This window comes from Burkholderia sp. BCC1998, assembly GCF_905339875.1.
In the GTDB taxonomy this organism is placed as follows: Bacteria; Pseudomonadota; Gammaproteobacteria; order Burkholderiales; family Burkholderiaceae; genus Burkholderia.
The window spans coordinates 491,507-508,848 of the sequence record NZ_CAJPHE010000001.1 but is presented as its reverse complement, the minus strand read 5'-3'; the positions used below and the strand labels follow the sequence as shown (position 1 = coordinate 508,848).

The 17,342-nt window shown below is 68.2% G+C and carries 16 protein-coding genes, 1 tRNA gene and 1 riboswitch; of the genes, 12 read left to right on the top strand and 5 right to left on the bottom strand.

Annotated features, from left to right (window positions below; translation table 11 throughout):
• Positions 1-14: 14 nt before the first annotated feature.
• From U5A56_RS02325 to U5A56_RS02315, 3 genes are all read left to right on the top strand, one after another.
• Complete coding sequence (locus tag U5A56_RS02325; protein ID WP_321920847.1) at positions 15-443, top strand: hypothetical protein; 429 nt, start codon at positions 15-17, stop codon at positions 441-443.
• Positions 440-1,756 (top strand): guanine deaminase, encoded by a 1,317-nt coding sequence (gene guaD, locus U5A56_RS02320; protein ID WP_321920846.1) that lies wholly within the window; start codon positions 440-442, stop codon positions 1,754-1,756. The genes U5A56_RS02325 and guaD overlap by 4 nt, the downstream gene beginning before the upstream one ends.
• A gap of 94 nt (positions 1,757-1,850) precedes the next feature.
• A riboswitch (yybP-ykoY riboswitch) is annotated at positions 1,851-1,988 on the top strand.
• 78 nt (positions 1,989-2,066) lie between these two features.
• A complete protein-coding gene (locus U5A56_RS02315; protein WP_044848551.1) occupies positions 2,067-2,639 on the top strand; it encodes a TMEM165/GDT1 family protein in 573 nt (190 codons plus the stop codon).
• A 52-nt stretch (positions 2,640-2,691) separates the two neighbouring features.
• Here U5A56_RS02315 and U5A56_RS02310 read toward each other — a convergent pair whose 3' ends face one another.
• Positions 2,692-3,393, bottom strand: coding sequence for a DUF4136 domain-containing protein (locus U5A56_RS02310; protein WP_321920845.1), 702 nt, complete (start codon positions 3,391-3,393; stop codon positions 2,692-2,694).
• Between the two features lie 186 nt (positions 3,394-3,579).
• Between U5A56_RS02310 and pepN the strand changes: the two genes are divergently transcribed.
• The 7 genes from pepN (at position 3,580) to U5A56_RS02275 (ending at position 11,472) form a co-directional block, all read left to right on the top strand.
• Positions 3,580-6,273, top strand: a complete 2,694-nt coding sequence (pepN, locus tag U5A56_RS02305) for an aminopeptidase N (protein WP_321920844.1) — start codon at positions 3,580-3,582, stop codon at positions 6,271-6,273.
• A gap of 287 nt (positions 6,274-6,560) precedes the next feature.
• Positions 6,561-7,574 carry a class 1 fructose-bisphosphatase gene (locus tag U5A56_RS02300; protein ID WP_321920843.1) on the top strand — a complete coding sequence of 338 codons (1,014 nt, stop codon included), beginning with the start codon at positions 6,561-6,563 and terminating at the stop codon, positions 7,572-7,574.
• A 209-nt stretch (positions 7,575-7,783) separates the two neighbouring features.
• Positions 7,784-7,859: transfer RNA gene (locus tag U5A56_RS02295), tRNA-Thr, on the top strand.
• Positions 7,860-8,045: 186 nt separating this feature from the next.
• Positions 8,046-8,855: a helix-turn-helix transcriptional regulator gene (locus U5A56_RS02290; RefSeq protein ID WP_321920842.1), complete on the top strand. Its 810-nt coding sequence runs from the start codon at positions 8,046-8,048 to the stop codon at positions 8,853-8,855.
• Between the two features lie 175 nt (positions 8,856-9,030).
• Positions 9,031-10,776 (top strand): FAD-dependent oxidoreductase, encoded by a 1,746-nt coding sequence (locus tag U5A56_RS02285; protein WP_321920841.1) that lies wholly within the window; start codon positions 9,031-9,033, stop codon positions 10,774-10,776.
• Entirely contained in the window at positions 10,773-10,985 is a 213-nt protein-coding gene (locus U5A56_RS02280) for a hypothetical protein (protein WP_044848545.1), read from the top strand. Before U5A56_RS02285 ends, U5A56_RS02280 begins: the two co-directional genes overlap by 4 nt.
• Positions 10,986-11,217: 232 nt before the next feature.
• Positions 11,218-11,472, top strand: a complete 255-nt coding sequence (locus U5A56_RS02275; RefSeq protein WP_044848544.1) for a GlsB/YeaQ/YmgE family stress response membrane protein — start codon at positions 11,218-11,220, stop codon at positions 11,470-11,472.
• A gap of 82 nt (positions 11,473-11,554) precedes the next feature.
• Here the strand turns inward: U5A56_RS02275 and U5A56_RS02270 are convergent, their stop codons facing one another.
• The 4 genes from U5A56_RS02270 to U5A56_RS02255 form a co-directional block, all read right to left on the bottom strand.
• Positions 11,555-12,037 (bottom strand): TlpA family protein disulfide reductase, encoded by a 483-nt coding sequence (locus tag U5A56_RS02270; RefSeq protein WP_044848543.1) that lies wholly within the window; start codon positions 12,035-12,037, stop codon positions 11,555-11,557.
• Entirely contained in the window at positions 12,034-13,293 is a 1,260-nt protein-coding gene (locus U5A56_RS02265) for a sialidase family protein (protein WP_321920840.1), read from the bottom strand. Before U5A56_RS02265 ends, U5A56_RS02270 begins: the two co-directional genes overlap by 4 nt.
• On the bottom strand, positions 13,281-15,629 hold the full coding sequence (locus U5A56_RS02260; RefSeq protein ID WP_321920839.1) for a TonB-dependent receptor: 2,349 nt from the start codon (positions 15,627-15,629) through the stop codon (positions 13,281-13,283). Before U5A56_RS02260 ends, U5A56_RS02265 begins: the two co-directional genes overlap by 13 nt.
• A 126-nt stretch (positions 15,630-15,755) precedes the next feature.
• The gene (locus U5A56_RS02255; protein WP_321920838.1) at positions 15,756-16,145 is read right to left on the bottom strand and encodes a DUF2946 domain-containing protein; all 390 of its coding nucleotides are present in this window, start codon (positions 16,143-16,145) and stop codon (positions 15,756-15,758) included.
• Positions 16,146-16,343: 198 nt separating this feature from the next.
• Here U5A56_RS02255 and U5A56_RS02250 point away from each other — a divergent pair, with 198 nt between their 5' ends.
• Positions 16,344-16,490 (top strand): hypothetical protein, encoded by a 147-nt coding sequence (locus U5A56_RS02250; protein ID WP_009690993.1) that lies wholly within the window; start codon positions 16,344-16,346, stop codon positions 16,488-16,490.
• A 227-nt stretch (positions 16,491-16,717) separates the two neighbouring features.
• A complete protein-coding gene (locus tag U5A56_RS02245) occupies positions 16,718-17,311 on the top strand; it encodes a chorismate mutase (RefSeq protein WP_321920837.1) in 594 nt (197 codons plus the stop codon).
• Positions 17,312-17,342: the final 31 nt, after the last annotated feature.

Genomic DNA, 17,342 nt, shown 5'->3' with positions numbered 1-17,342 from the left:
GGTTCGCTAGACAGATGAAACACCGCAACGACATCCGCTTCGCGACGACCGGCCCGGCGTCGTGCCGCACCGGCCGCCTGCGTGCGCCGGGCACGCAGGCCGGCATCGCGTCCGTCGTACGCGTGGCGACGGTGTTGTGCGTCGTCGCGCGCCGAAGCCTGCCGCTGCGCGTCGTGCAACGACTGTTGCGGCTCGCGATGCCGGTCGCCGGCGAGCCGGTCGCCGTGATCGCGATCGCCATCGCGATGGCGGCGCTGTCCGCCGGTACGTCGGCCATCGCGGCGACGGCCGCCGCGCTTGCGTACGCGATCGCAGCGCGCGCCGCCGCCTGCGCGGCTCGCCGCATCGCGCACGCCCGGGCCGCCCCCGCCGCGTCGTCGCCCGCGCGGCACCGACCGTTTTCTTCTGTTCGCCTTACCTTGATGCAGGACCCTTCGTCATGACGCAAACCGCTTTCCGTTCCCAGCTGCTGACCTTCAACGGCGACCCGGCGCAGTCGAGCCAGGCCGCGAACCACGAGACCGACGGCCTCCTGATCGTCGACGACGGCAAGGTCGTCGCAGCCGGCCCGCATGCGCGGCTGGCCGCGACGCTCGCGCGCGACGCGGTCGTCCACGACCTGCGCGACAAGCTGATCGTGCCCGGCTTCATCGATACGCACATCCACTATCCGCAGACGGACATGATCGCGTCGCCGGCCCCCGGCCTGCTGCCGTGGCTCGACAAGTACACGTTCCCGACCGAGCGCCAGTTCGGCGATCCGGAACATGCGCGCGAAGTCGCCGACTTCTTCGTCGACGAATTGCTCGCGTGCGGCACGACGAGCGCGCTCGTCTACTGCACCGTGCACCAGCAGTCGGCCGACGCGCTGTTCGCGGCGAGCGACGCGCGCGACCTGCGGATGATCGCGGGCAAGGTGCTGATGGATCGCAACTGCCCCGAGTTCCTGCGCGACACCGCGCAGTCGGGCTATGACGACAGCGCCGAGCTGATCGGCCGCTGGCACGGCAAGGGCCGTCAGATGTACGCGCTCACGCCGCGCTTCGCGCCGACCTCCACCGAGGCGCAGCTCGAGGCGTGCAGCGAACTCGCACGCCGCCATCCGGACGTGTTCGTGCAGAGCCACGTCGCGGAAAACGTCGACGAAGTGAAATGGGCGGCCGAGCTGTTCCCGGGCCACCGCAGCTATCTCGACATCTACGATCGTTACGGGCTGCTGCGCCCGCGCGCGGTGTACGGCCACTGCATCCATCTCGACGACGAGGACCGTCGCCGGATGGCCGAGACGCGCACCGTCGTCGCGCACTGCCCGACGTCGAACTTCTTCCTCGGCAGCGGGCTGTTCGACTTCGACAAGGCCGGCGAATACGACGTGCCCGTCACGCTCGCCACCGACGTCGGCGGCGGCACGTCGTTCTCGATGCTGCAGACGATGAACGAGGCGCACAAGGTGGCGCGGCTGTCGGGCCACCACCTGAGCGCGACGCGGATGTTCTGGCTCGCGACGGCCGGCGCCGCGCAGGCGCTCGATCTCGCCGACACGGTCGGCACGCTCGCGCCGCGCACCGAAGCCGACTTCGTCGTGCTCGACCCGCAGGCCACGCCGCTGCTCGCACGCCGCACGAAGCGCGCGGAGTCGCTCGAGGAACTGCTGTTCGCATTCGCGCTGCTCGGCGACGACCGCGCCGTGTACCGCACGTACGCGGCCGGCCGGCTCGTGCACGAGCGCGGTGCCGCACGCCGCGCCGCCGCGTAACCGGCGCACCTGGGCCCCACCCTGCGCCGGCATGCGCTGCGGCGCATGCCGGCGCCGTCGAATTCGCCGCGGGCAGCACGCGCCGTGCTAGAATTCGCCGCTCATTGGGGAGTAGCCGCTCCGCTCGATGTCCCGCGCCCCCGGCGCGCATCGTGACGGAGGCGTCCGTCAACAGACTTGGCCGTTCGGCCATGGCGGGCGCAGCCACCAAGGCCTGGCGAGACCGATGGTTCACTGCGCGCCGCATCAGGGCCCGGCGCGCGGCGGATCGTCGCTCGCACGCACAACATCGGCCCGTGGAACCCCATACGTGTCCCAAGCATTCCTGATCTCCACCGGCGCCGTCGCCCTCGCTGAAATCGGCGACAAGACCCAACTGCTGTCCCTCGTGCTGGCCGCGCGCTATCGCAAGCCCGTGCCGATCATTCTCGGCGTGCTGGTTGCGACGGTCGTGAACCACGGCTTCGCCGGTGCGCTCGGCGAATGGCTCGGCATTCTCGTCACGCCGTCGATCATGCGCTGGGCGCTCGCGTTCTCGTTCATCGCGATGGGCTTGTGGATCCTCGTGCCGGACAAGCTCGATGCGGACGAAGCCAATGCGAACCGCTCGCGGCTCGGCGTGTTCGGCGCGACGCTCGTCGCGTTCTTCCTCGCGGAAATGGGCGACAAGACGCAGATCGCGACCGTCGCGCTCGCCGCGCGCTTCCAGGATTACATCGGCGTGGTGGCCGGCACGACCTTCGGGATGATGCTGGCGAACGTACCCGCGATCCTGCTGGGCGACCGTTTCGCGCACCGCCTGCCGACCAAGCTGGTGCACGGCATCGCGGCCGTGCTGTTCGTCGTGCTGGGGGCGCTGGCGCTGCTGGGCGTCGGCGTCTGACGCACGCAGGCAAGTGGCGCGGCCGGGCGGCCGCGCCGGTGTCGATACCGCGTTACTTCGCGACCGCCGCACCCGATGCCGGCGCCGCCGGCACCACGCGCTCGTTGGCGGCCGGCGCGGCCGGCCCGCCGCGCTTGTCGACCGGCAGCCGCACCGTGCGGATCGCCCCGTTCGACAACGGGAAATCGGCGAGCGCGCTACGCGCGAGAAACGGCATCGCATACAGCAGCGCGCCGTTGTCGCCCGTGGTGCGCGCGGTCACGTTATAGACCTCCTTGCCGGTCGCGCGCTCGGTGATCCGGATGCCGAGCGTGTAGTCGAACACCTGGTAGGTCTGCGCGACGTAGCCGGCCGGCATCGGCCCCCAGGGCCCCCACGGGCCCCACGGCCCGCCCCGCCAGTACGGCCCCGGCCCCATGAACCACGGGTCGTAGTAGACCGGCTGCGGCACCGTCACCAGATCGCTGCCGACCCCGTAGGCCAGCCCGACCAGATAGCGTGCCTGCGCGGCCGGCACCTGGCGGAACGCATACGCGGACAGTTCGTTCGCGACGATCGGCTCGTAGGTCGACTGCTCGATGCTGTGCTTCTGCGCGTCGCTGCGCGTGAAGGCGTAAGTGCGCGTCGCGTCGCTGCCGCTCCAGTCGGAGAAGGCCGTGACCTGGGTCGTCACGTAGCTGGTGCAGCCCGTCAGCAGCGCCACGCACAGCGCCGCCGCCCAGCCCGCACCGCGTTGAATCCATTCATGTTTCATGTCGATCCTCGTCGATCCGTCACCCGTTCGTCGCACCGCGCGAACCGCACGGGATGCCGATAATACGCGGACTGCCGGAACCGGTAAAAAGTTCGCGCGGCACGCGGCCGCAAGCCTTTGTACAATGGCCCGGTTCAGCCGGCCCGCGCTGCGGGCCCGATCCCCACTCCACCGATCTCGACGACCATGTCCGACAACGCCTCCTCCACCGTGATCCGCCGCGCCGACTACACGCCGCCGGCCTTCCTCATCGATTCCGTCGCACTCGAATTCGATCTCGCGCCGGCCCGCACGATCGTCAGGAACACGATGCGCGTGCGCCGCAATCCGGACGCGGCGCCCACCCCGCATCTGGAGCTGATGGGCGAAGCGCTCGAATTCCTCGGCGCACGGCTCGACGGCGCGCCGTATGGTCCGGTGCGCGCGCACGACCACGGGCTGACCGTCGAAAACGTGCCCGATGCGTTCGAGCTTACGCTCGACAGCGCGTGCGCGCCGGACCAGAACACGACGCTGTCCGGGCTGTACGTGTCGAGCGGCAACTTCTTCACGCAGTGCGAGGCCGAAGGCTTTCGCCGCATCACCTACTTCCTCGACCGCCCCGACGTGATGGCGTCGTACACCGTCACGCTGCGCGCCGACAAGACCGCGTACCCGGTGCTGCTGTCGAACGGCAATCTCGTCGACTCGGGCGAGCTGGCCGACGGCCGCCACTTCGCGAAATGGGAGGATCCGTTCCGCAAGCCGAGCTACCTGTTCGCGCTGGTCGCGGGCAAGCTCGTCGCGATCGAGGAGAAGATCACGTCCGGCTCCGGCAAGGAGAAGCTGCTGCAGGTGTGGGTCGAACCGGCCGATCTCGACAAGACCCGTCACGCGATGGATTCGCTGATCCATTCGATCCGCTGGGATGAAAAGCGCTTCGGCCTCGAGCTCGATCTCGACCGCTTCATGATCGTCGCGGTCGGCGACTTCAACATGGGCGCGATGGAAAACAAGGGGCTCAACATCTTCAATACGAAGTACGTGCTGGCGAACCCCGAGACCGCGACCGACACCGACTTCGCGAACATCGAATCGGTGGTCGGCCACGAGTACTTCCACAACTGGACCGGCAACCGCGTGACCTGCCGCGACTGGTTCCAGCTGAGCCTGAAGGAAGGGCTGACCGTGTTCCGCGACCAGGAGTTCTCGGCCGACATGGCCGCGGGCGACGACGTCGAGTCGGCGGCCCGCGCGGTCAAGCGCATCGAGGACGTGCGCGTGCTGCGCCAGCTGCAGTTCGCCGAGGATGCGGGCCCGATGGCGCATCCGGTGCGTCCGGAAAGCTACGTCGAGATCAACAACTTCTACACGATGACCGTCTACGAGAAAGGCTCGGAAGTCGTGCGGATGTACCAGACGCTGTTCGGCCGCGACGGCTTCCGCAAGGGGATGGACCTGTACTTCCAGCGCCACGACGGTCAAGCGGTGACGTGCGACGACTTCCGTCACGCGATGGCCGACGCGAACGGGCGCGACCTCGCGCAATTCGAGCGCTGGTACAGCCAGGCCGGCACGCCGCGCGTGTCGGTGCGCACCGCGTACGACGCGGCTGCACGCCGCTACACGGTCACGCTCGCGCAGGGCTACGGCGACGCGTCGCCGGCCGCGCGCGAGACGCAGCAAGGGCCGCTGCTGATTCCGTTCGCGATCGGCCTGATCGGCCGCGACGGCCGCGACCTGCCGTTGCGCCTCGACGGCGAAGCCGCCGCATCGGGCACGACGCGCGTGCTCGACTTCACCGACACCGAGCAGGCCTTCACGTTCGTCGACGTGCCGGAGGAGCCGCTGCCGTCGCTGCTGCGCAATTTCTCCGCGCCGGTGATCGTCGAATACGACTACGGCGACGACGACCTCGCGTTCCTGCTCGCGCACGACAGCGACCCGTTCAACCGCTGGGAAGCCGGCCAGCGCCTCGCGACACGCGCGCTGCTGACGCTCGCCGCGCGCGCCGCCGCGAACGAACCGCTCACGCTCGGCGCGAATTTCGTCGCCGCGTTCCGCCGCGTGCTGACCGATGAAAACCTGTCGCCCGCGTTCCGCGAGCTCGCACTGACGCTGCCGTCGGAAACCTATCTGGCCGACCAGATGGCGGAAGCCGATCCGGCCGCCGTGCATCGCGCGCGCCAGTTCGTGCGCCGCCAGCTCGCGACCGCGCTGCACGCCGAGTGGCTCGCCGCGTACGAGCAGCACCAGACGCCGGGCGCGTACGAGCCGACGCCTGAAGCCTCCGGCCGCCGCGCGCTGAAGAACCTCGCGCTCGCGTATCTCGCCGAACTCGAGGATCCGGCCGACACCGTGCGCATCGCGACCGCGCAGTACGACGCGGCGAACAACATGACCGATCGCGCCGCCGCGCTCGGCGCGCTGCTGTCCGCCGCGGCGGCCGGTGCGAACGACGCGGCCGCGCGCGCGCTCGACGACTTCTACCGCCGCTTCGAAAAGGAAGCGCTCGTGATCGACAAGTGGTTCGCGATGCAGGCCGCGCAGCGCGGCACGCCGGCCCAGCCGACGCTCGCGAAGGTCCGCACGCTGATGGCCCACCCCGCGTTCAACCTGAAGAACCCGAACCGCGCGCGCTCGCTGATCTTCAGCTTCTGCGCGGCGAACCCGGCGCAATTCCACGCGGCGGACGGCTCGGGCTACGCGTTCTGGGCCGAACAGGTGCTCGCGCTCGACGCGATCAACCCGCAGGTCGCCGCGCGCCTCGCCCGCTCGCTCGAACTGTGGCGCCGCTTTACGCCGGCACTGCGCGACCGGATGCGCGAAGCGCTCGAGCAGGTCGCGGCCGGTGCCAAATCGCGCGACGTGCGCGAGATCGTCGAGAAGGCGCTCGCGTAACGTCACGCACGCGACTCGCCGCGCGCGCGAGCGCGACGAAGCCGGTGCCGCCCCGTTGCGGCGCCGGCTTTTTTGTCGTCTGAAGGTTGGCGGCCAGGCGCCGGACCACGCGTTCGGCCCCCCGGTTTTACCGCCGCTGCCCGGCCGATCCGCCGCGCCGTGCACGCCGGAGCCCGGCCGAACCGCGCGACCGACCATGTAACCGGACGAAAAAAGGCGGCGGCTCGGGAGGCGCGCCGGGTAAAATTGCGGCAATTCAAGGATTCTTTGGCCTCTCGGAGTCTGTCATGTCCATTGCCCGCCGCACCACGCTGTCCAAGTTTCTGATCGAGCAGCAGCGTGAGACCAACAACCTCCCCGCCGACCTCCGCCTGCTGATCGAAGTCGTCGCCCGCGCGTGCAAGGCGATCAGCTACAACGTGTCGAAGGGCGCGCTCGGCGATGCACTCGGCACCGCCGGCAGCGAGAACGTCCAGGGCGAAGTGCAGAAGAAGCTCGACATCCTGTCGAACGAGATCCTGCTCGACGCGAACGAATGGGGCGGCAACCTCGCCGCGATGGCATCGGAGGAAATGGAAACGTTCTTCCCGATCCCGGCGAACTACCCGCGCGGCGAATACCTGCTCGTGTTCGACCCGCTCGACGGCTCGTCGAACATCGACGTGAACGTGTCGATCGGCACGATCTTCTCGGTACTGCGCTGCCCGGACGGCAAGCTGGCCACCGAGGAATCGTTCCTGCAGCCGGGCACGGAGCAGGTCGCGGCCGGCTACGCGGTGTACGGCCCGCAAACCGTGTTCGTACTGACGACCGGCAACGGCGTGAACTGCTTCACGCTCGACCGCGAAGTCGGCTCGTGGGTGCTCACGCAAAGCAACATGCAGATCCCGGCCGATACGCGCGAATACGCGATCAACTCATCGAACGCACGCCACTGGTACGAACCGGTCCAGCGCTACGTCAACGAACTGAACGCCGGCAAGGAAGGCCCGCGCGGCGACAACTTCAACATGCGCTGGATCGCGTCGATGGTGGCCGACGTGCACCGGATCCTGAACCGCGGCGGCATCTTCATGTACCCGGCCGACAAGCGCACACCCGATCGTCCGGGCAAGCTGCGCCTGATGTACGAAGCGAACCCGATGTCGTTCATCGTCGAACAGGCGGGCGGCGCCGCGACGACGGGCACGCAGCGCATCATGGAAGTGCAGCCGACCGGCCTGCACCAGCGCGTGCCGGTGTTCCTCGGTTCGAAGAACGAAGTCGAGCGCGTGACCGGCTATCACAACGAAGGCAAATAAATTTGCAGTGCAGCACTAGACGGAGGTGCGAGACGTCAGTACAATCGCGCCTTCGCGATGTGGCCCTGACAGGCTGCATCGCAGTGAAGTGAAAGCGGGAAGTCCGCCGGATCGAGGGTGTCGCGAAGCAGCAGCAGCAAGCTGAAAAAAAATTCGCAAAACCTATTGCCAAGATCTCGGATTTGACCATATAATTTCATTTCTCTGCTGCCGGTGTAGCTCAGTTGGTAGAGCAGCGCATTCGTAATGCGAAGGTCGTAGGTTCGACTCCTATCTCCGGCACCAAGATATAAAGGCCTGACAAGCATCGTTTGTCAGGCCTTTTCTCTTTTCTGGCCGCAATTCCGATTCCGGCCACGATTTCCGATTCGCGAAGTCGTGCGCCGTCATTTCCGCTTGCGGGCATCCCCCGACTCCCGCACCGCGCGCCGCCGATTACAATCGCCGGACCACCGGCCCCTCCCCAGCATCATGCGCACCTGGCGTCTCGAGCGACCGAACCTCAGCGGACAACTGGACGTGTCCCGTGCGACCGGTCTCGTCGCCGCGATCGGCGGCAGCGAGCCGAACGCGTTCGCCGCGGAAATCCTGAAGCTGTTCGACGATGCGCTGGCCATCACGCAGTGCACGATCTTCGCGTACGAGTTCGGCAACCGGCCGCGCACCGTCTCGGTCGCCGATCATCGCGGCGGCCGCTACCTGCGCGACGTTGCCGACACCTACGCGCGCCATTTCTATGCGCTCGACGGCAACCAGCGAATCGTCTCGGCCGCCGGTCACCGCACGCAGCGCCGCGACGTGCTGCTGCATCAGCAGGCCGGCGACGAGATCGGCCACGACGCGTATCGCACGGCCTGCTACCGCGGCCCCGACGTCTCCGATCGCCTCGCGTTGCTGATGCAGCCGAACGACTCGACCTGGCTGTCGATCAATCTGTATCGCGCGCACCGCAGCGGCACGTTCCAGCCGCGCGAGATCACGGCCATCGAAACGCTCGCACCGCTGATCGCGCAGGCCGCGCAGCATCACTATGCGCTCGCGGGCTCGGCGCAGATCGGCATCCCGCAACAGATGCTCGCGCGGCTGCGCGGCGCATGCCCGACACTGTCCAAGCGCGAGCTCGACGTGCTGCGCGGCGTGCTCGAAGGCCAGACCGCGCAGGAGATCGGCGAGACGATCGGCGTGAAGGCTTCGAGTGTCGTCACCTATCAGAAGCGCGCGTACCGGCGCCTCGGCATCTCGAGCCAGCGCCAGCTGTTCGCGCTGTGCCTGCAACCCTGAACGTCGCCTGCCGATCCTGAACGCGTCGGGGTAAATCCCGGCCCGCCGCCAGCCGTTCGCCGTACCCGGAATGGGGACAGCGGTGTCCGGCGCGGCTTCCATACTGCATCCAACCTGCCGCACGCATCGCGTCGCCGAGCGTGCGCGTTCGATCAGCGCAACCTGGAAGCCAACGATGGGCATCGAATTCAAACCCTACCCGTTCGTCGCCGTGCATCATCCCCCGCACCTGCCGACCTGCAGCGCCGGCGTCGATACGCAGCGGCACCGCGTCGCGATCGTCGGCGGCGGCCCGGTGGGCCTCGCTGTCGCACTCGGCCTCGCCAATCACGGCATCCGCAGCGTGCTGCTCGAAGCCGATGATTCGGTCTGTCACGGCAGCCGCGCGATCTGCATCTCGCGACGCAGCCTCGAGATCATCGAGCGGCTCGGCGCGCTCGACAGCTTCATGCGCGTCGGACTGCCGTGGAGCGGCGGACGCAGTTTCCATCGTCACGACGAAGTGCTGCATTTCACGATGCCGCAGGACGAGAACCAGAAGTTGCCGCCGATGGTGAACCTCGCGCAGTATCACATCGAGCAGTTCCTGCTCGATGCCGCGCTGCGCCGCCCCGAGCTCATCGAGATCCGCTGGCAGACGAAAGTCGCGGGCGTCACGCAGCACCCGGACGGCGCGCGCCTCGACGTCGATACGCCGCTCGGCCGCTATGCACTCGATGCCGACTGGGTCGTCGCAAGCGACGGCGGGCGCAGCACGATACGCGATGCGCTCGGGCTGTCGCTGCAGGGCACAAGCTATGAAGGCCGCTACGTGATCGTCGACATCGCGCTCGACAGCGACCGGCCGACCGAGCGGCTCGCGTACTTCGACCCGGCGTCGAACCCCGGCTCGACGGTACTCGTCCACAAGCAGCCGGACAACGTATGGCGGATCGACTATCAACTGCGCGACGATGAGGATCCCGAAGCGGCCGTGAAACCCGAGAACGTGATCCCGCGCGTGCAGAGCCTGCTCGACATGATGGGCGAGCGCGGCGACTGGTCGCCGATCTGGATCACGATCTACAAGGCGAACGCGCTGACGCTCGAACGCTATCGGCACGGCCGCGTGCTGTTCTGCGGCGACGCCGCCCACCTCGTGCCGATCTTCGGCGTGCGTGGCGCGAACTCGGGCATCGACGACGCCGACAACGTCGCGTGGAAACTCGCGTACGTGATTCGCGGCCTCGCGTCGGACGCGCTGCTCGACAGCTATTCGGACGAGCGCGTGTTCGCGACGCACGAGAACCTGCGCTACGGCACCAAGAGCACCGAGTTCATGGCGCCGCCGTCGTTCGCGTTCGACCTGATGCGCAAGGCCGTGCTGACGCTCGCGGTCCGGCATCCGGCGTTGCGTTCGCTGATCAATCCGCGCCAGACGTCGGCCATCGCGTACACGGCGTCACCGCTCAATGCGGACGAGCGCGATGCGTTTTCGGCCGGGCCGTCGCCCGGCATGGTACTCGCGGAATGTCCGCTGATGCTGCACGCGTCGGGCGACATCGGCACCGACGAAGGCATGCGTCGCGGCCACCTGACGGATCTCGTCGGTCCGCGTTTCACCGCGTTCCGCTTCATGCGTGACGGTGCGCCCGATCCGTCGTTCGCCGATCTCGAACGACACCTGCACGACGCCGGCATACCGTTCACGCTGGTCACGCTTGCACGGCACGCGGCACCGCAACAGCCGGGATGCGGCGGCTACGATGCCGACGGCCGGCTGTTCGACCTGTACGGCGCGCGCGACGGCACCCTCTATCTCGTACGTCCGGACGGACACGTGCTCGGCCGCTGGCACGATGCACGCGCCGCCGACGTGACCGCCGCACTCGAACGCGCGCTGCACCCGCGCACGCCGGCCAACATTCAGGAGCACGCATGATCACCGACACCGAACGCGACATCCTCTATACCGACCTGTGCCGCACGATGACCGGTATCGGCGAAGCCGATGCGGCGCTCTTTCTTGCCCGCTTCGCGTTGCTGGCGATCGAGGCGATCGGCGATACGGCAACCGTCAACCGCCTGATTGCCGACGCCGGCGACGGCCTGCCCGACACGGGCACACCGGCGCCGACGCACGGACGATGACGCATGACGCATGACGCACCATCGTGCGCCCCTCCTTACAGATTCATTTCGAATGACAGACGAATCCTCTGGAAAAACCCGTTAAGGGTGCATAACATTACTTAACGATTCCGACCCGTCTATCGCGTTACATTGCGTGGGCGGCGCGGCGAGTCGCATGCCGCCTTCATGCAGGTTGCGGCGAAACAGCCGACGTCCGGTCATTTCGACTCAACACAAGGAGAGGATCACCATGACTCATGGCTTGATTATGTGGCTCATCATCGGCGCGATCGCCGGCTGGCTGGCGGGCGTGCTCGTCAAGGGCGGCGGGTTCGGCCTGATCGTCGACATCATCGTCGGTATCGTCGGCGCGGTGATCGGCGGCTGGCTGGCCGGGTTGCTCGGCATCACCCTCGGCAGCGGCTTCATCGGCTCGGTGATCGTCGCGGTCATCGGCGCCGTGATCCTGCTGTTCGTGATCCGGCTGTTCAGGCGCGCGGCCTGACGATCTTCTCGCGCGCCTTCGAGCGCGCCTTCGTTGTCGCATCGAAGCGGCGCGCGGGGCATCCCCCGCGCCGCCGTCCGTTTCAGCGGCGCTTGCCGCGCTGCAACCAGCCGTCGAGCACGTCGGTCGTCAGCAAGCCGCTGCGCGCATCGCGTGCGCCGTCGCGGCCAACCCACACGGTACGCGGCATTTCTCCCCGCCATCCCGCATCGAGCGCCGCCCGCAGACGCTCGGGCATCGGCTCGGCGTTCGCATACTGCGCGACCTGCGGCGGCAGGTTCATTTGCGCGAGCGCCTGTGCGATTGCCGCACCGTTGTCGTCGTACGCGTCCATCGAGACCATCGCGAGCTGCACGTCCGGATGGCGGCGCTGCCACGCGACCAGATGCGCGGCGTTCTCGCGGCAGTAGCCACAATCGAGCGACCAGATCTCGACTGCGAGCGGCCGTTCGTGCGCCGTCGCGTACACCTTCGCGACCTCGGCCGCGCGCAGCGGCTGCAGTTCGCCGGCCCATCCCGGCAGGCTTGCGAACACGGCGCCCATCAACACGATCAGCCGTTTCATGGCGCCCCCTCCACGGCAATCAGCCGGTAGCCGTCGTTACGCGTACGCCACGACAGGTAGATGCGGCCCGCATCGTCGAGCAGTTGCGGGTTGTCGCTCGCGCCCGACGTCGACGCGATCACGCGCGGCGCCGACCAGTGCTCGCCGCGATCGTCCGAGCGGCGCAGCTTGATCTGCATCGTGTCGCCGTCGAACGCCTTCCATGCGAGCCAGACGACCTCGCCGCGCACGACGAGCGCCGCATGCGATGCCTGCTCGGCCGGCACTGCCGGATTCGCGCCGAACGCCCACGGCGTGCCGCTCGGCCGGCCATCGGCGCCGATGCGCGAATAGAACACGTCGGCGCGGCCGTCGACGACGCCGAACCACGCAAGATGGCGCGTGCCGTCCGGCGTGATCGCGAGCGCCGGCCCGTGCTCGGGGCAAGCCTCGACATGCCAGTTCGAGAACGTCGCACGCACCGGCACGACGGACTCCGATGCCGAAACAGGCAACACCGCGAGCGCATGGTCGCGGATCTGCCCCGGGAACACGTTGCGCCACACGGCTTCGATGTGCCCGGCCGGATCGATCGCCATCGCGATGCGGCAGCATTCGCACGTGTGATCCGTCACCTTGCGCTCGGGCTCGAACGACGCGCCGCCGTCGCGCGACACCGCGTAGTAGACGGCCGCCCCTTCGTACGCCTGCCCCGCCGCCTTCGCCGCGACGAGATCGCGCTTGTCGATCCACGCGATCGCGATGTTGCCGGCCGGATCGACCGCCATCATGTCGAAGCGGTGCGTGATCGCCTGCCGGTCGCGATGCACGGTGACCGGCACGCTCCAGGTCGCGCCACCGTCGAGCGAACGCGCGAAGCGCACCATGCCGGTGTACGGCGCATCCAGCGGCATCGACCACGATACGTACACCGCGCGACCGTCCGGGCTCGTCGCGATCTTCGGGCGATTCTCCGCGCTCGTGTAGATCGGCTCGGGCATCGCGTTGACGGTCACGGGCGCGGACAGCGTGCGGCCCGCATCGTCCGAGTGCGCGACGACGACGTGCGCGCCTTCGACCCATGCGACCCACAGCCGGTGCCGCGCGTCGAACGCGGCGCCGGTCGCGAGCGGCTGCCTCTGTTGCGCCGGTGCGGCCTGCATGCTCATGTGCGCCGCATGCGGATCGGCGGCTTTCGGCGCGTCGTGCGCGCCGGCAGGCGACAGCGCCGCGAGCCACAGCGCGCAGCCTGCCGCGAGCGATTTCACAGCGACCATTTCAGTTCTCCAAAGAAAGTGCGGCCCGGATACGGATGGAACACGTAGTAGCGGCGGTCCGTCAGGTTGTCGATGCCGACCGACGCAGTCCAGTGACGATCGAACCGGTAACGCGCCTTCAGGTCGACGACCGTGAAGATGCTCGTGCCGCCGTACACGTCCGGATTCACGTCGCTGTTGTCGAGCGTGTTGAACTGGCGGCCCGAGTAGCGGACGCCGACGCTCGCGAGCCAGTGCTCGTCGAAGCGGTACGACGCGAGCAGGTTCGCGCGCATGCGCGGGATGCGCGGAAAGCGCGAGCCGACGTACGCGGGATTCGCGGTGTCGGCCAGGATCTGCGCGTTGCTCGCCGACACGTTCGCGTCGATGTCGAGCCCGCGCAGCCCGACGTTCTGGCCGCTGAATGCGAGTTCGACGCCGCGCACGCGCACGCGATCGACGTTCGAGATGTTGGTGACGGTCGACGCGCCCGACACCGTCGTCTGGCTGTAGATCGAATCGCGCAGGTCGCTCTGGAACACGCTCGCGCGCACGACGCCGACGCCCACGTCGCGCTCGGCCGTGAAGTCCCAGTCGATCGCCTTTTCCGGCCGCAGGTTCGGGTTGTTGTTGACGATCGCGTTGTTCGAGATCGTGCCCTGGAACAGCTCGCCGACCGTCGGGAAGCGGGTGCCGGTCGCGAACGACAGCCGGAAACGCCAGACGTCCGTCGCGTCCCATTGCAGCGCGACTTTCGGCGACAGCGCATTCGCGCCGCGGTCCGCGTAGCCGAGCGTGCCGTTCGCGTTGCCGAGCGCGCCGCCGTACGCATCCCAGCGCTCGTAGCGCAGCCCGAGGGTCGCGAGCCAGCCGGGCGCGAAACGCCACGCGTCCTGCGCGAACAGCGCCTGCGTGCGCGTGTCGCCCCGGTAGACGCTTGCGAGCGACGTGGTCGGCCCGGCCAGCCAGTCGGCCGTGTTGTACGTGACGTTGCGCAGGAAGTAGTTGTCGTAGTGATAGCCGAACGTGAGCGTGTGCCCCTTCACTTCCGGCGCCTCGGCCTTCAGGTCGAGCGTGCGCCAGCCCGTGCCGTCGCCCTGGAACAGCGTGCCCGCCCCGCCCTGCACGGTCGATGCCGCGCGCAGCACGTCGCGCGACACGTCGTAGGCGGAAACCACGCCCGACAGCCGCCAGCCCGAATCGAGCCGGCCGTTCAGCCCGAGCGCGTACAGCCAGTTCTCCTGGTCGCCGCGCTGTGGCGCGAACGCGCTCGGCGCGACGGTCACGTTCCGGCCGCCGAGCGACACGTTGCCGCCGTACACGGGATTGCCGGCCGCGTCGCGCAGGAAGGTTTCGCCGTGCTGCCGGAAATGGTTCTCCCAGTGCCCGAGCGTCAGCGTCGCGTCGACGCGGTCCGTGAACGCATAGCCCATCCGGACCGTCTCGTTGAGCTGCTCGGTCCGCTCGATGTTCTGCGCACCGACGATCGTGCGCGGCTTGCCGTTGGGGCCGATGTCGGTGGCCGCGCCCGTCACGGGCACCGCGGCACCCAGCCGCGGGTTGTAGGTGGCGTTGGGACTCGCATATTGCATCGGCTGGCCGTCGTTCTCCAGCCGGTCGAGCGACAGCGAGAACCAGAACTTGCCGACGCGGTTCGCGATCCGCGCGGTCTGGTGATTGCCGCCGAAGCTGTCCGCGAACCCGTAGCCGTCGTGATAGCGCTGCGTGAAGAACTGCGTCGACAGGGACGCCTCGAGCTTGTCGGGACGCCGCGTCGTCAGCAGCACGGTCGAGCCGATCGCATTGCCGGGATACAGCGCGGAAAAGGGACCATACAGCACGTCGACGCGCGCGATATCGTCGGGCGCGATCAGCGACCAGCGCGGCGGATACGCATAGCTCGAGCCAAGCAGGTTCGACAGCAGCAGGCCATCGGCGTACACGAGCCCGCGCGCACTCTGCAGTTCGTTGAAGTCGCGGCCGGCGAACACGCTGTTGCGGTCGCCGATGTAGCGCCTGCGAACCATCAGGTTGGGCGCGTACTTCAGCGCGTCCTCGGTGGTGACGTTGGTGTGCGCGTCGATCTGCTCGCGCGTGATCGACTCGACGACGGCCGGCGTGTCCGGATCGACGGGTTGCCGGCTTGCGGTGACGCTGACGGCGGTCAGCGTGTCGCCCGCAGAGGCGAGCGCGGCGACCGGCGCGGCACGGCCGGCCGGGTTGCCGGCGCCGGCGGGCACCGGCGCGGCGGATGCGCCATCGATCGAGGCCGCCTGCGCGGCCGGCCAGGCAAAAGCGGCCGCGCAGGCTAGCGCGAGCCGGCCGCGCGAGGGCCGCGCGGCGAAGGTGAACGACATGGATGAATTCCTGAAAACGTGACCGGACGCCGCCGCACGCAAGCCAACGCGCCGCGCGCAGACGGCACGGCGCGCGGACCGGGCCGCGGGCGGCACGCGCGCCACCGGGCGCGCGAACGATATCAATCAGATCGGGACGTTTTCAGGCGGACCGCGCGGCTGCGCGAGACGGATGCCCGTGCGGGGAACATCGGGAACGGCCGGGGCAGCCGCCCGGTACGCGAACGCGCGCACGAAACCCGGCAATGCGGGCAGGCTCGTGCCGAGCGCGACGTTCGCCGCGAAGCCGGGACAGTACACGCAGTGCGGCACGCCGGCATGATCGAACGACGCCGCGCCGCGGTCGTCGCCGGACTGCGCGAGGACGACCTGGCGAGCGCCTGCCGCACTGCACAACTCGAGCGTGAGCCCGCCGGAACCGCTCGATGCGAGACGCGCGTAGCCGACGACGGGCGACAGTACGTTCAGTACCAGCGCCAGCCATACGAGGCCGATCCATCGCGTCGTTCGTTTCATCGCGGTCCAGGAAAAAGTGCGCGCAAGTATAGCAAGCGGCTCGATTGTTGCCGATCGTGCAGGGTGTGATAGTCGGCATTGCTCGGCGCGCAGCAGCGCATGTGCCGTTAATACAACAGAGACAAAATCTAACGATTCGCCACTGGCATAAATCCAAGCGCGAGGTTGATAATCATTGAACCCGCTGGAGAAACGAACATGGACGAAAGACCAACCCGCATGCCCCCGCCCGAGCAAGTGATGAGCCCGGATCCGGAACCCGTCGGCGTGGAATTCCTCGCCGAATTGCCCGAGCACGTCCGGGCATTCTTCGACGAGCAGCACAAGCTGTACTCGCCGAAGTGAACCTACGTTCCGTCCTGTAACCGCCACGTGTCGATCGATATCGTGCGGTTCATCGCTGCGTTTTCGGCGCAGATCGCTTCGCACCCCGGCTGCAACGGCCTGACGGTGCCGGATCAGCGCGTCCGCTGATTCTTCTGTCGCGTCGTTCCGCCGCGCGACTGTCTTCGTCTATCCTTCTGGTTTTCCACCTCCGGCCCGTCCGGCTCGCCCCTCTCCCGATCGTTCCGATGAAACAAGCCATTCGTGCCAGCGTCGCTGTCGCCGCGCTCGGCGTCGCCCTTTTTTCGTCACCGCATGTCGCGCACGCGGACGGCGACGACACGGCGCTCACCAATCTCGTCGCGCTCGCATCGCAGCGGCTCGCGCTTGCCGAACCCGTCGCACGATGGAAATGGGCGAACCACCAGGCGATCGAGGATCGGCCGCGCGAAGCGGCACTGCTCGCATCGGTGGAGAAGCGCGCCGCACAGTCCGGCGTGGATCCGGCGTTCGCGCGCACGTTTTTCGAGGATCAGATCGCGGCCAGCAAGGACGTGCAGAACGCGCTCTTTGCAAAGTGGCGCGCGACGCAGCCGCCGGAAGGCACGCCGCCCGACCTCGCAACCAGCACGCGGCCGGCGCTCGACCAACTCACGCAAAAGATGCTGACGGGCCTTGCGCAAGTCGCACCGCTGCGCGACGCACCCGACTGCCAGGCGCGGCTCGCACGCAGCATCGCGAACTGGAAGACGCTCACCCGCTACGACTCCACCCAGACGCAGGCGCTCGGCACCGCGCTGTCGCACGTTTGCGCCGCAGGCGGCGCCAGCGCGATCGGCTGACGGCGGCGTCGCGCGCCGCGGCCCGCGCTGC

Coding starts and splice junctions, on each gene's coding strand:
- U5A56_RS02325 (WP_321920847.1), top strand. CDS start 15: ATGAAACACCGCAACGACATCCGCTTCGCGACGACCGGCCCGGCGTCG.
- guaD (WP_321920846.1), top strand. CDS start 440: ATGACGCAAACCGCTTTCCGTTCCCAGCTGCTGACCTTCAACGGCGAC.
- U5A56_RS02310 (WP_321920845.1), bottom strand. CDS start 3,393: ATGAAACATGAATGGATTCAACGCGGTGCGGGCTGGGCGGCGGCGCTG.
- pepN (WP_321920844.1), top strand. CDS start 3,580: ATGTCCGACAACGCCTCCTCCACCGTGATCCGCCGCGCCGACTACACG.
- U5A56_RS02300 (WP_321920843.1), top strand. CDS start 6,561: ATGTCCATTGCCCGCCGCACCACGCTGTCCAAGTTTCTGATCGAGCAG.
- U5A56_RS02290 (WP_321920842.1), top strand. CDS start 8,046: ATGCGCACCTGGCGTCTCGAGCGACCGAACCTCAGCGGACAACTGGAC.
- U5A56_RS02285 (WP_321920841.1), top strand. CDS start 9,031: ATGGGCATCGAATTCAAACCCTACCCGTTCGTCGCCGTGCATCATCCC.
- U5A56_RS02280 (WP_044848545.1), top strand. CDS start 10,773: ATGATCACCGACACCGAACGCGACATCCTCTATACCGACCTGTGCCGC.
- U5A56_RS02275 (WP_044848544.1), top strand. CDS start 11,218: ATGACTCATGGCTTGATTATGTGGCTCATCATCGGCGCGATCGCCGGC.
- U5A56_RS02270 (WP_044848543.1), bottom strand. CDS start 12,037: ATGAAACGGCTGATCGTGTTGATGGGCGCCGTGTTCGCAAGCCTGCCG.
- U5A56_RS02265 (WP_321920840.1), bottom strand. CDS start 13,293: ATGGTCGCTGTGAAATCGCTCGCGGCAGGCTGCGCGCTGTGGCTCGCG.
- U5A56_RS02260 (WP_321920839.1), bottom strand. CDS start 15,629: ATGTCGTTCACCTTCGCCGCGCGGCCCTCGCGCGGCCGGCTCGCGCTA.
- U5A56_RS02255 (WP_321920838.1), bottom strand. CDS start 16,145: ATGAAACGAACGACGCGATGGATCGGCCTCGTATGGCTGGCGCTGGTA.
- U5A56_RS02250 (WP_009690993.1), top strand. CDS start 16,344: ATGGACGAAAGACCAACCCGCATGCCCCCGCCCGAGCAAGTGATGAGC.
- U5A56_RS02245 (WP_321920837.1), top strand. CDS start 16,718: ATGAAACAAGCCATTCGTGCCAGCGTCGCTGTCGCCGCGCTCGGCGTC.